Origin of the sequence: Pseudomonas sp. URMO17WK12:I9 (assembly GCF_900230165.1) — a bacterium.
GTDB classification, from domain to species: domain Bacteria; phylum Pseudomonadota; class Gammaproteobacteria; order Pseudomonadales; family Pseudomonadaceae; genus Aquipseudomonas; species Aquipseudomonas fulva.
On the sequence record NZ_OCMQ01000016.1, the window covers coordinates 18,587 to 31,341 of the forward strand.

Here is a 12,755-nt window from a genome sequence, read left to right on the forward strand (position 1 = left end):
TTTACACAGTGGCCGTTGTACAAATCCGGCAATGGAAGCTATGAGTCGTCATGACCCCGCTAGGCTTTAGGGACTTTATGGAGATTCATCTCCAACCAGTCGCCAAGTGCCGCAACATGCGCGGCGGCTTCCTGACCAAAAGGGGTCAGATCATATTCGACCCACGGAGGGACAATGGGATATGAGGTCCGGCGCACGAAACCATCGCCTTCCAGCCGCTGAAGGGTCTGCGACAACATCTTTTCGCTGACGCCGTTCACTTTGCGACGCAGCTCACTGTAACGCAGCGTGCCGTCAATTAGCGCAATCAGGCATAGCATTCCCCACAGACTCGTGACGTGAGACAGCACTTCCCTGGCCTTGCATTTGCCCGTGAATAGGTCGCCGCGCCTGAGCTTGGCGGTCAGCGTGTGCTCGTCAAGCGCGGATGAGTCTTGGGGGTTGACGGTGTCCAAGCGAGAGTCAGTCATTGTACTAACCAAAAGGTGCGTACTTCCTTAGGGTGGGGTAGCAAACTTATAGTGCGTGCCAATCATCGGTCAAGGTCAGGGTGAGCGCTTTGCAACGTCCCACATTCAATAAACGCTGGATGCCCGTGCTGGTCATCGCAGCCATCGTCGGCGCACTGGCACTGTCATTCGCCTGGGCCGCCGGGCTGGTCGGGGGCCGAACCACCACTCGAACGTTTCTCGGTGACTCGCTGCAGCACTTCGAACCGGGCTATCGTCGAGCGCATGGTAAGGGCATCTGTTTCGCAGGAGTTTTTCGCAGCAGCAATGCAGCGGCGTCGCTCTCGACCGCTCGAGTGTTCGCCCAGGATGAAGTCCCGGCAATCGGACGTTTCTCGATCGGATCCGCCGACCCCCATGCGCCGGACGCCTCTACCGCCACGGTGAGCATGGCCTTGTTGTTGAGTGCAGACGACAGATCTCAATGGCGGATGAAGCTGAACAATGCCCCCTACTTCCCTACGCGTGATGCCGAGGGGTTCCTGGCACAAAGGCACGCATTCGAGCCTGACCCGACCACCGGACAGCCTGACCCCGCGCGAGTCGGGGCGTTCTTCGAAAAGTACCCAGAGGCTCGCAAGGCGGTGGAGTACAAGGCGACTGCGCCTTGGCCGAGCAGCTTTGCGCAGGCCCAGTACAACGTCATCAACGCATTTATCCTGCTTGCGGCAGATGGCACACGCCAGCCCGTGCGCTGGTTCATGCGGCCCCACGCTCCCTTCCATGGCCTCTCCCCGGAAGAGCGGGCGCGATCCAGCCGTGATTTCCTGTTCGACGATATCAAGAAGCGGGTGGCACAAGCGCCCGTTCGCTGGGATCTGGTACTGCAATTGGCGCAGGCGGGAGATCCGGTCGATGATCCGTCACAACCCTGGCCCGACGAGCGACAGCAAGTGGTCGCCGGCACGCTGGAAGTGACCAGCGTTCGCGATCAGCGCGAAGGGGGCTGTCGCGATATCAACTTCGACCCCACCTTGGTGCCATCCGGTATCGCGCTTTCGAACGATCCTGTGCTAGCAGCGCGCGCGGGTATTTACTCGCACTCTTACAATGCACGTCTGCGCGAAATCGCGTTCGGCAGGGCAACCGACGCCATTGGCCAGCAGGAGCACAAGTGATGCAAGACGTACCAACTACCCGTACGCGCAGTCCCCGGCACTTCAACCTAACCGCCAGGCTACTGCACTGGGCAATGGCGATCGCCATCATGGCCATGCTGTTCATCGGGGTAGCCATGATGAGCTCATTAGCCCTCCGTCCCGTGTTGATCGACGTGCATCAGCCGTTGGGCATCGCCATCCTTTGCCTCGCACTGGTGCGCCTGGCCAATCGCTTCTGCCGGCCTGTGCCGGCACTGCCCGCAAGTATTCCCCGCTGGCAAGCCGTAGCCGCCCACCTGTTGCACGGCTTGCTCTACCTATTGATGGTGGGGTTGCCAGTGCTCGGCTGGGCGGTGCGTTCGGCAGGCAACTGGCCCGTCATCCTTCTGGGCGACTGGAGCTTGCCTGCGCTGGTTCCGGAAAACCCGGTGCTCTACGCATGGCTTCGGCTGGCACATGGCGCTCTGGCGTGGCTGCTGTTCGCGATCATCCTGGGACATCTGGGCGCCGCATTGATGCATGCCTGGGTACTAAGAGACGGTGTTTTCTCCAGCATGGCCCGAGGCGCCAGCGACGAACGAGCTAAAGCTGGATCCGGCTCGCGGCCCACGTCTTGATGCGTTTGAATATCCCGCGCTGGCGTTGAACCGATAGCGGTCAGCCCTGACTGGCCGCTCTCGCCTTTTGGCGGAATAACCATCACTGGTTCTACCGGGGGGCGACTGTCAGTCGCTGATGACATGCCGCTCGCAGGCAAGTCGGGTGCATTCCCTAAAAAGCTTGGCGGCAGGCCCGGGGTCACGGTTATGGGGATAAAAACAGCCGATCCCGCCGAAACGTAAGGGCGTGCCGAAGGTGAAGCTTCGAATCCCGCCCTGACCAGACAATTGCCTAGCCGTCTCCATCGGCAGCAAACCCACAGTCTTCTGGTCCTGCATCAACGCTACGTTGGTAAGCACCGACAGCGACTCGATTACATTGGCTGGCAGCGGTAAATCAGCCTCGGCAAAAAGCCCATTGACGGTACGACGTAGTGACGAGCCGGGTGGCGGCAAAATCCACGGATAGGCCTGCAAATCGGCCAAGCTCGACACGGCCTGATCGTGTAGCGGGTGTCGGCTTCCGGCAACGATCGACAAAGACTCCACGTAAAGCGAGTCAACGCCCAACGTCCGGCTCTCCTCCCGCCCCCGCCAGTCGTCAGGGATCCTCCCGATCACCAGGTCCACCTCACCCACTATCAAGGCGGGGAAGAGTTGATCGAATTGCCCGATCCGCACCGACACCAGCACCTGCGGGGCGCGCTCCTTGAGCAGCCGTAGCGCGAGCGGCAACAACGATGCCGAAGCTGAAATTAGCGTGCCTACAACCACATGGCCTGCCCCCCCCTCGTGATGAGCCTGCACTTCATCAGTTAGCGCCCTAAGCTCTGCCAGCATTGCACGGGCTCTGCGCAGCACTACCTCGCCCAGCTCCGTCAGGCGCACGCCGCGATTGCTACGTACCAGCAACGGCGCGGAGAAGTACGACTCTATCTCATGGATAACCTTGGTGACGGCAGGTTGAGTCATGTTCAATATCTGAGCTGCACGCACTAGTGAGCCGCTCTGCACGACCTGGTCGAATACCACCAGTTGGTAGAACTTCAGCTTGCGCGAAACCGTAAGTACGCTTGATTTCATGACGCTCCTCGGCAACCACGACTTTTTTCCGATCAGGTTGCCGCTCGTTCGCGATGGCCAATCAAATGCCGAAGAATCCCCGGGCGTTCTCGGCGCAGATACGCGACTTGTCCTGCTCGCTCAACTGCGGATGCTCCAGTACACCAGCACCAATGGCCTGTTCGCCTAGCGGGAAGGGAGAGTCGGAGCCCAGCATGACGCGGTCTGCCCCCATCACGTCCACCAGCAAACGCAGTGCACGAGGGTCGAAGACCGCCGAGTCGACGAAGAAACGTTTGACATAGCTTGACGGCAGTTCCGGGCAATCCTCTCGGACAATATCTCTATGGCGCCAGGCGTTATCTACCCGTCCCAGGAGGAAGGCGAAGCCGCCGCCGCCATGGGCGAAACAGATGCGCAGGGACGCCGGCAAGTGTTCGAAAGCGCCAGACAGGATCAGCGACAGGATACCCAGCTGTGTTTCCGCCGGCATCGCGACAAGCCAAGGCAACATCCATTTCTTCATGCGCTCGCCGCCCATCATGTCCCACGGGTGCACCAGCAACGGGATATTTTCCACCGCACAGTGGTGCAGGAAGGTGATCAGGCCCGCTTCGTCCAGATCGTGGTTGCCCACGTGATTGCCGATTTGCACCCCGACATGGCCACAGGCCTTGGCCCGGCTGGCCTCAAGGCAGGCCGCCTCGATATCTTGCAGGGGTACCTGGGCCAGTACCTTGAGGCGATCGGGTACCTGGGCCGTCATCTCCAGGGCTCGATCATTCATCATCTGTGCCCACGGCAGCGCCTGCGCGATAGGTTGGTCGTAGGCGAACATCACCGGCGTTGCGCACATCACTTGCACGTCCAAGCCCTGCTCATCCAGGTGTTCGATGCGGCGCTGCGGATCCCACAGCACATCATGTACCGGACGGAACGGCTTATCTCCCAGCATGATCTGCCCCTGACGCCCCTCGGTATGCAGCCAAGGGCCACGCTGAGGACTCAGGCGGGCGGCCTCGGCTTGAGTAATGCGGGGAAGAAAGTGCGAATGGATATCGATTTTCATAAGTCGTGGACCTCACGCAGCGTGTTGTGCCAGGTCTGCCAATCGCGGCCTGGGTGGATTTCGCCGCAACCAGGGCAACGACGCTCTTCATCGGTGGTGGTATAGAATTGGTCGTATACCGGTGGAAGATCGGCAACGATGCTCTTGAGCCTCAACTCATAGCGCCGGACCACGGTGCCGCAGTGCGCACAGGACCACTGCAAGGCGTCGGACTGCCCTTCCGGGCGGCGATGCTCCACCACCAGACACAGACTGCCGGGCTCAGGACGCTGCGGCGAATGGATAACGTGGGGGGCCATCAGGTAGATGTCGCCTTCCTTGAGGTCGACGCGCTCGTAGCGACCTCGGTCCCAGACGTTCAAGTAGGCATTGCCCTTGAACTGGTAGAAAAACTCCTCCACCGGATCGTCATGGAAGTCGGTGCGCTGATTAGGCCCACCCACCACGGTAACCATGTAATCGCTGTCCTGCCATATCTGCTGATTGTTAACCGGCGGCTTGAGCAGGTGCGCGTGCTCGTCTATCCAGCGGTTGAAGTTGAAAGGGGCGCTGAAGTGATGCTTGTCCATGGTTGTTTTCTCCCAACGGTTCAGCGACGACGCGGCGCGTACGCTATGGCCTTGATCTCGATACGTAGATGGGGGTGCGGCAATTGGTGTACGGCTACGGTGGTGCGGGTCGGGCCGCTTTCGTCAAAGTATTCGGCGTATACGTCGTTGTATCCGCCGAAGTCGTTCATATCGACGAGGAAGCTGCTGATCTCCACCACGTCTGCAAGGCTTGCACCTGCAGAGGCGAGGATGTCGCGCATGTTCTCAATCACTGCGCGAGTCTGCGCCCGAATGTCTAGCTGGGTGGTGCCCATGGCATCCACCTCGACGCCGACAAAACTGTTGTCCGGGCGCCGTGAGCTGGTACCGGAGACGAACAGGAAGTCACCCGCACGCTTGATATGCGGAAAGCGCCCACGCGGTGTGGCCTTGCCAGCAACGACAGTGGCGTTGAGGTCACTCATAGCTGACGCCTCCGTGGTCACCGCGGACGCTGAAGCTGCTCTGCCCAACGCCATGGACATCGACACTGACATGCACGCCTGGGTACAACGCCACCGCAGCGCAGGCGGCGCCTGCCATCACGAGGCTACCCGCGGGCAATTCGAGTTCGGCGCCGTGCAGCAGGCGTGAGGCCTGCACTAGACTGCGCAGCGGATTGCCGAGGATTGCAGCCGTGGAGCCGGCCTGAGCCACACGCCCATCCAGGCGCATCACTACGCCGGCGTTGTCCAGCCCAGAGAAGTTGCGCGACCAAGCTCCAATGGTGAGGCCGGCCGAGGAGCAGTTGTCCGCCACCACATCCTCCAGGCTGAACTTGAACGCCTGGTAGCGTGAATCGATGATCTCCAGCGCCGGCGCCACGGCCTCGACATAATTGCCTACTTCCAGCAGGGTCAGCGGGCGATCAATCGCACGGCGCGTTAGAAAGCAAACCTCCGGCTCGACTCGCGGATGAATGTAGCGCGCCAAGTCGATCAGGCCGCCGTCCTCTTCCACCATGGTGTTGCTGAGCCACCCCCAGATCAGGCTATCCACCCCCATTTGCACCATCTTCGCGCGGCTGGTGAAGCCCAGCTTGATGCCGATGCTGTGCTCACCATCGGCATAACGACGCTGCATGGAGGCGCGCTGGATCCGGTAGGCGTCATCCAGGGAAAAGGCGGTGCTGCCACTGAACTGTGCCAGTGGTTCGGCGCTTCGCGCCGCTCGGTCAAGGGCTTCGGCGATACGAGCAATATCGGTATTCATGCACGCTTCTCCAGCGATGGCTTCAATAGGTCGAGTGCGACGTCAACGATCATGTCTTCCTGGCCACCGACCATCCGCCGCTTGCCCAGCTCGACGAGGATGTCCACGGCCTTGATGCCATACCGTGCAGCGGCCACTTCGGCGTGGCGCAGGAAGCTCGAATAGACCCCGGCGTAACCCAGGGCCAGCGTTTCACGGTCCACCCGTACCGGGCGGTCCTGTAGCGGGCGCACCAGGTCGTCGGCGGCATCCATCAGCGCGTACACGTCGGTACCGTGCTGCCAGCCAAGCTTGTCGGCAGCGGCGATGAACACTTCCAGCGGGGCGTTGCCGGCGCCGGCGCCCATGCCGGCGAGGCTGGCGTCGATGCGGTCGCAGCCCTCCTCCACGGCGGCGATGGAGTTGGCCACGCCCAGACTGAGGTTGTGGTGGGCATGGATACCGGTCGACGTCGCTGGGTCGAGCACAGCCTTGACCGCACGGAAGCGCGCACGGATGTCGTCCATGTTCATCGCCCCGCCCGAATCCACCACATAGATGCAAGTGGCGCCGTAGCCCTCCATTAATTTGGCCTGCTGCGCGAGCCCTTCAGGCGTGTGCATATGGCTCATCATCAGGAAGCCAACGGTGTCCATGCCCAGTTCACGGGCATATTCGATGTGCTGGCGCGAAACATCTGCCTCGGTGCAGTGGGTGGCCACGCGAACAATGCGAGCACCGGCGTCATAGGCGCTCTTCAGGTCATGGAGGGTGCCAATCCCTGGCAGCAGCAGCGTGGCGATCTTGGCGTGGTTGACCGCGTCGGCCGCTGCTTCGATCCATTCGAGGTCGGTGTGGGCACCGAAACCGTAGTTGAAGCTGGAACCCTGTAGGCCATCGCCATGGGCGACTTCGATGGAGTCGACCTTGGCGCGATCCAGCGCCGTGGCGATGGCACGCACGTCATCCAGCGAATACTGGTGACGGATGGCGTGCATGCCGTCGCGCAGGGTTACGTCACTGATATAGAGCTTCTTGCCGTTCATGCCGACGCCCCCATTGCTTGTGCCATGCGCTCGGCGGTGGCCAGCGCGGCGGAGGTCATAATGTCGAGATTGCCGGCGTAAGCCGGCAGGTAATGGGCGGCGCCTTCCACTTCAAGGAACACCGACGTCTTGAGACCGGTGAAGGTGCCCTGCCCAGGCAACCTCAGGCCGCACACGGGTTCGAACTGCACCTGCTGTTTGAGGCGGTAGCCCGGCACGTAGACCTGCACTGCGCGAGCCATTTCCTCGATGCTCCCCGCGATGTACTGTTGGTCGGCGGTCTCGCTCAGCACGTACACCGTGTCGCGCATCATCAGCGGCGGTTCCGCGGGGTTCATGATGATGATCGCCTTGCCCTTGGTCGCGCCGCCTATCACTTCGATGGCCTTGCTGGTGGTCTCGGTGAATTCGTCGATATTGGCGCGGGTGCCGGGGCCGGCGGACTTGCTGGCAATCGAGGCAACGATCTCGGCGTAGTGCACCTTGGCCACCCGCGATACCGCCGCGACCATTGGGATGGTCGCCTGGCCACCGCAGGTGACCATGTTGACGTTGGTCGCCTGCAGGTGCTGCTCGAGGTTTACCACCGGCACGCAGTACGGGCCGATGGCCGCTGGGGTCAGGTCGATGATGCGCAGGTCGGCCTTGTGCTGGCGCAGGAAGGCGTCGTTCTTCACATGGGCACCAGCGCTGGTGGCGTCGAAGACGAAATCGATGTCCCTGAACACCGGCAGGCGGGTCAGGCCCTGCACGCCTTCGTGGGTGGTGGTCACGCCCAGGCGGGCGGCGCGGGCCAGGCCGTCGGAGGCCGGGTCGATGCCGACCATCGCTGCCATCTCTAGGTGCTTGGCGTTGCGCAGGATCTTGATCATCAGGTCGGTGCCGATGTTGCCGGAACCGATGATGGCTACTTTGCGTTTCTGGCTCATTTAGGGCCCCCTTACTCGGCTTGAGCAAAGGACGCAGTGACGCGGCCCAAGCCCTGGATCTCAGCGGTAAACACATCTCCCGGGCTCACCGGCACCATAGGTCCCAAGGCACCGGTCAACACCACGTCACCGGCACGCAATGGCTCGCCGAGACGGACCATGGTATTGGCCAGCCACACCGCCGCATTCAGTGGGTTTTCCAGGCAGGCTGCACCGGCTCCGACCGATACCGGTTCGCCGCGTAGACTCAGGCGCATGCCACAATTGACCAGGTCCAATTGCCCCAGGGATACCGGCTGACTGCCCAGGACAAACAGCCCGGACGAAGCATTGTCTGCGACTGTGTCGAGCAAACTGATGTCCCAGTTGGCGATTCGACTGCCGACGATTTCGATGGCCGGCAGGGCGAAAGCAGTGGCACGGATAATGTCGGCCAGGGTCTGGCGCTCATTGCACAGATCGCGCTCCAGAACCAGGGCGATCTCTGCTTCTACCTTGGGCTGCTGGCATTCACTCCAGCTGATAGACTGGCCGTCACCTCGGGCCATCTGGGCAAACAGCCGACCAAAGTCCGGTTGGTCAACCCCCAACTGGCGCTGGACAACACTTGAGGTCAAACCGATCTTGTGACCTACCGGGTTCCAGCCTGCGGCAATGTCGGCGGCGTTGTTGTACTGTTGCACGGCGTAAGCCTGCTTAAGCGCGGATTCATCTTGCTCGACAGCCGCACGCTCGATGAGTTCGCGTACTGGCGCACAGGGCCTGCCCTGTTCACGAGCCTGGCGCAAACACGCTGCTGCTTCAGCGATTGCTGGATGCATGGAGTTCTCCTGTCCTTACGGATTGACACAAATGGTGGTGAGCTCGGAATAGAAATCCAGCGAGTGGCGCCCTCCTTCGCGGCCAAGCCCAGACAAGCGTGCGCCACCAAAAGGCGTACGCAGATCGCGCAGGAACCAGGTATTGACCCACACCATGCCGACATGGATACGTCTAGAGAGACGGTGGGCCCGCTTCAGATCGCGAGTCCACAGAGAAGCAGCCAGGCCGTAGGCCGAATCATTAACGCGTTGCAGCACTTCCTCGTCGCTATCGAAGGGCGCGATATGACAGACCGGACCGAACACTTCTTCGCGAATGCAGCGAGCGTCATCGGTAAGGCCGGTCCAGATAGTCGGCTGGATAAAAGCGCCCTGGTCGCGCTCGTCGCCAAATGTCGGCACACCGCCGCCACTGACCACTGTCGCGCCCTCTGTCACAGCCAACTGGAAGTAGCCCAACACCTTGTCGCGGTGTTTATGGGAAATCAGCGACCCCATGTTCACGCCGTCTTCGTCGGGATAGCCGATCTTCAGCTTCTCGGCGCCTGCTTTGAGCGCCGCGACAAAGCGCTCGTAGATCGACCGCTCGACGTAGACCCGCTCCGTGCATAGGCAGACCTGGCCAGAATTGGTGAAACTGGAACGCAGCACACCGGCAACTGCCGCATCAAAATCGCAATCGGCAAAAACGACTGCGGCATTCTTGCCACCCAGTTCGAAAGACACCTCACGTACGCCCTCGGCAGCAGCGCGCATGATGGTCGAGCCGGTGCGCGACTCACCGGTAAAGGTGATGGCATTGACGCCAGGGTGGCGAGTGAGAAACTCACCGGCAGAATCAGGGCCAAAGCCATGCACAAGATTGAATACACCGGCGGGCACACCGGCCTCGTGCATGACCTCGGCCAACAGGGTGGCACTGGAAGGCGTATCTTCCGACGGTTTGACAACCACAGAATTACCACAGGCCAACGCTGGCGCGACTTTCCAGGTAAGCAGCAACAGCGGTAGGTTCCACGGCGAGATGATGGCCACCACGCCATGCGGCTTACGCACGGTATAACTGAACACATCCGTACCATCGCCGGTGCGCATTTCAAAAAGCTCGCTACCGCCGTGTCGCACTAAATCAGCGAAGGTACGGAAGTTCTGCACGCCCCGTGCAACATCCAGGCTGCGCGCCTGATGCACGGGCCGACCAGTATCAGCGACTTCGGCATCCACGAAGTCTTCAAATCGACGCTCGATGCCATCGGCGATCCGCTCTAGCAGATCAGCCCGCTGGGCAGTACTGAATCCAGCCCACGGCCCCAATTGAGCGCCTGCCGCCGCTTCGACTGCAGCATTCACTTCATCTTCACCAGCCTCACATACCTGGCCCAATAGGCTCCCATTGACAGGAGAGATGTTGTCGAACCTGCGGCTGCTCTCGACGAAAGTCCCAGCGATATAGTGACGTAGCAAATGTTTGGACACAGCGCCCTCCTGAGCAGGATGTTTTCAATGAGTTTAGGGACGTCATATATAAATTAATAATAGAAATATCGTCTTCGGGTATCAGAACTCGGAATACATGAATTTCAGGCAAAGCTATGGATGTGAGTGCGCTTTAGTAATTCACTGCAACTTTCATGTTAACGATGCCCGCAACTTAATTGCGCCACCCAAACAACTTCGGGTTTTGCTTGTAAGCCTGCAGGTAATGCTCAAGCCGCCGCGACTTTTCATCTCAGCCAGTAGGCCAGCGCGTTGCAGTCAGCCCGAGCGTGCAGCATCGCTTGCGGTGGTGCTGCACACTTGAGCAGCACTCCCGATGCGGCCCTTTTAAAGGTGCCGGGCGAAGTAGGCCTGCGTACTTGCCCGGTTGGCGGCGAGCTTGTGCGCAACGTCCAGTGCCATGGGGTCGGGATAGACCTCCGTGGCACCGCTGGCCAACCCCGCTACGATCGCATCGGCCACGTCCCGAGGACTGGCCTTGGCACCCGCAACGTCACGGCTCATCGCGGTATCGATCGCACCGGGGAGCACCGCCATCACCTGCACCTGGCCGGCCAGCTCGGCCCGAGCGGCCTCGGTCAGGCGCAACGCGGCCGCCTTGGACGCACACAACGACCCCATGGCTGGCAACGCCACCCGCGCCAGAATCGAGAGCACGTTGACGATAGCGCCAGTGCGCTCGACAAGCGTCGGCGCAAAGGCACGCATCATCGCGAGCGTGGCGAAGTAGTTGACGGCCATTTCCTGGGCAGCGGCTTCGGAGTCCTCGGTGCCCAGCAACCGCTGCTGCCTATTGAGGCCAGCATTGTTCACCAGGATATCGACCCGTACCCTGCTCGCCACCTGCGCGACTTGCTGCTGGTCGGTGACGTCCAGATCCACCGCCTCCACCAGCGGATGATCGAACAGCAGACGCTCAGGGTTACGGCAAGCGGCGTAGACACGACTTGCCCCCGCAGCCAAAAACGCTTCGATCAAGGCAAGGCCCAACCCTCCGTTGGCGCCGGTGATCAGGACCTCCTTGCCCACAGTCGTGATGGCGCTCACAGGTGCTCACTTTTGGCCCAGCGGGCCATCAGCGTGTTCGAAGGCAGCGATTCATCGAGCAATTTCTTGGCCGTTTCGATGCCCGCCACCGGTAGCCCTTCTGGATCGAGCAGGCCGATCTGTACCAGCACAGAGGCCTGGTCCCAGTAGATATGCTCGTGGTATAGCTTGTTGCCGCGGAAGTTGACCACCGCCACCATGGGTACTTCCACGTATTTGCCGGTAGGTGCTATCCCAGGCAGCATGTAGTCCATTTCGCAGGTGTGGGTGAAAGACATGATGAATTCATCGACGACCTGGTAGGCGCCGACCGTGCGAGAAACCGGAATCATCTTGGTGTCCTCGGGGTTGGCGTGGACAAAGTGATGCTGATAGAAGCGTCCGAGTTGCTTGCTGCCCACCCCGCCGGTCAGCGTCGGAATATGGTTCACGTAAGGCTCGGCGACCATGGTCTTCAGGGTGGCCGGCACGTCTCGGGTAACGAACTCATGGTGGATGTGCTCGTCCCACAGGTCTGAAAGGTTGTAGGCCGGCCCGATGTACTTCTTCAATGCGCCAATGGTGCGCCCATGAGCCATGAGGGCCGAGGGTTTGTGAAAGTGATCGCTGCCCAGGCGGGCAAAGGCATGGTCAGCACCCTCGTAGGTATACAGCTCTACGCCTGGGCGGCCACGCAGCACCTCGGCGATACGCGCACGGGTCGTGGCGTCACACAGCCCGTCCAGTTCGCCGTGATGCAGCACCAGCCCACCGCTCAGGCCATCGGCTTCATCCAGGTATTGCTCAATACCCATGCCGTAGTAGCCCACCGCAACCGCGACATCAGTACGGGTGGCGGTGAGGTAGGCCAGTTTGCCTCCCAGGCAATAGCCCACGAAGCCCAGGGCGGGCTCGGTGACCTCGGCCAGATCCCGCAGCGTGTCGAAGGCGGCGGCGATGTCGTCTACGGCCTTGTCCAGGTCCAGTGCGGTGTAGAGGCTCAAAGCCTTATCGAAATCTGCGGGGGTATAGCCCAGGTCGATACCCGGCTGTAGACGCCAGAACAAGTCGGGCACCAGAACCACATAACCTTCCTCGGCATACATCTGCGCCACCTCGCGCATGTTGGCGTTCACGCCAAATATTTCTTGGCCCAACACGATGCCTGGCCCCTTGCCTTCAGGCGGCAGCGCCAGATATCCCTTGAAACTTCCAGCCTGGTCTCGTGCCTGAATATCGATGTATTTGCTCATCTCATTACTCCTTCTACGGTAAGCGGACAGACATTGCTCTACATGAATTCTTGGCGAAGCAGC

At 60.8% G+C, this 12,755-nt stretch carries 14 protein-coding genes; 2 read left to right on the forward strand and 12 right to left on the reverse strand.

What is annotated here, in order from left to right:
* Positions 1–59: 59 nt before the first annotated feature.
* Positions 60–455: a helix-turn-helix domain-containing protein gene (locus CRP40_RS20830; RefSeq protein ID WP_231100239.1), complete on the reverse strand. Its 396-nt coding sequence runs from the start codon at positions 453–455 to the stop codon at positions 60–62.
* 104 nt (positions 456–559) lie between these two features.
* Between CRP40_RS20830 and CRP40_RS20835 the strand changes: the two genes are divergently transcribed.
* Together CRP40_RS20835 and CRP40_RS20840 are read left to right on the forward strand one after the other, a co-directional pair.
* Complete coding sequence (locus tag CRP40_RS20835) at positions 560–1,627, forward strand: catalase family peroxidase (protein ID WP_231100238.1); 1,068 nt, start codon at positions 560–562, stop codon at positions 1,625–1,627.
* Complete coding sequence (locus tag CRP40_RS20840) at positions 1,627–2,226, forward strand: cytochrome b (protein WP_025754653.1); 600 nt, start codon at positions 1,627–1,629, stop codon at positions 2,224–2,226. The genes CRP40_RS20835 and CRP40_RS20840 overlap by 1 nt, the downstream gene beginning before the upstream one ends.
* Before the next feature lie 108 nt (positions 2,227–2,334).
* Here CRP40_RS20840 and CRP40_RS20845 read toward each other — a convergent pair whose 3' ends face one another.
* The 11 genes from CRP40_RS20845 to CRP40_RS20895 form a co-directional block, all read right to left on the reverse strand.
* A complete protein-coding gene (locus CRP40_RS20845) occupies positions 2,335–3,291 on the reverse strand; it encodes a LysR family transcriptional regulator (RefSeq protein WP_027915672.1) in 957 nt (318 codons plus the stop codon).
* Between the two features lie 61 nt (positions 3,292–3,352).
* The gene (locus CRP40_RS20850; protein ID WP_027915671.1) at positions 3,353–4,339 is read right to left on the reverse strand and encodes an amidohydrolase family protein; all 987 of its coding nucleotides are present in this window, start codon (positions 4,337–4,339) and stop codon (positions 3,353–3,355) included.
* Complete coding sequence (locus CRP40_RS20855) at positions 4,336–4,908, reverse strand: 3-hydroxyanthranilate 3,4-dioxygenase (protein WP_027915670.1); 573 nt, start codon at positions 4,906–4,908, stop codon at positions 4,336–4,338. The genes CRP40_RS20850 and CRP40_RS20855 overlap by 4 nt, the downstream gene beginning before the upstream one ends.
* A gap of 20 nt (positions 4,909–4,928) precedes the next feature.
* Positions 4,929–5,354, reverse strand: coding sequence for a RidA family protein (locus CRP40_RS20860; RefSeq protein WP_025754657.1), 426 nt, complete (start codon positions 5,352–5,354; stop codon positions 4,929–4,931).
* Positions 5,347–6,141 (reverse strand): fumarylacetoacetate hydrolase family protein, encoded by a 795-nt coding sequence (locus CRP40_RS20865; protein ID WP_027915669.1) that lies wholly within the window; start codon positions 6,139–6,141, stop codon positions 5,347–5,349. The genes CRP40_RS20860 and CRP40_RS20865 overlap by 8 nt, the downstream gene beginning before the upstream one ends.
* Positions 6,138–7,166, reverse strand: a complete 1,029-nt coding sequence (mhpE, locus tag CRP40_RS20870; protein ID WP_027915668.1) for a 4-hydroxy-2-oxovalerate aldolase — start codon at positions 7,164–7,166, stop codon at positions 6,138–6,140. Before mhpE ends, CRP40_RS20865 begins: the two co-directional genes overlap by 4 nt.
* Positions 7,163–8,095 carry an acetaldehyde dehydrogenase (acetylating) gene (locus CRP40_RS20875; RefSeq protein ID WP_027915667.1) on the reverse strand — a complete coding sequence of 311 codons (933 nt, stop codon included), beginning with the start codon at positions 8,093–8,095 and terminating at the stop codon, positions 7,163–7,165. The genes mhpE and CRP40_RS20875 overlap by 4 nt, the downstream gene beginning before the upstream one ends.
* 11 nt (positions 8,096–8,106) lie before the next feature.
* Positions 8,107–8,916 (reverse strand): fumarylacetoacetate hydrolase family protein, encoded by an 810-nt coding sequence (locus CRP40_RS20880; RefSeq protein WP_027915666.1) that lies wholly within the window; start codon positions 8,914–8,916, stop codon positions 8,107–8,109.
* Positions 8,917–8,931: 15 nt separating this feature from the next.
* Positions 8,932–10,392, reverse strand: a complete 1,461-nt coding sequence (locus CRP40_RS20885) for a 2-hydroxymuconic semialdehyde dehydrogenase (RefSeq protein WP_027915665.1) — start codon at positions 10,390–10,392, stop codon at positions 8,932–8,934.
* Positions 10,393–10,740: 348 nt separating this feature from the next.
* Positions 10,741–11,460: an SDR family NAD(P)-dependent oxidoreductase gene (locus tag CRP40_RS20890; RefSeq protein WP_196759860.1), complete on the reverse strand. Its 720-nt coding sequence runs from the start codon at positions 11,458–11,460 to the stop codon at positions 10,741–10,743.
* Positions 11,457–12,692, reverse strand: coding sequence for a dienelactone hydrolase family protein (locus tag CRP40_RS20895; RefSeq protein ID WP_025754664.1), 1,236 nt, complete (start codon positions 12,690–12,692; stop codon positions 11,457–11,459). The genes CRP40_RS20890 and CRP40_RS20895 overlap by 4 nt, the downstream gene beginning before the upstream one ends.
* Positions 12,693–12,755 lie beyond the last annotated feature (63 nt).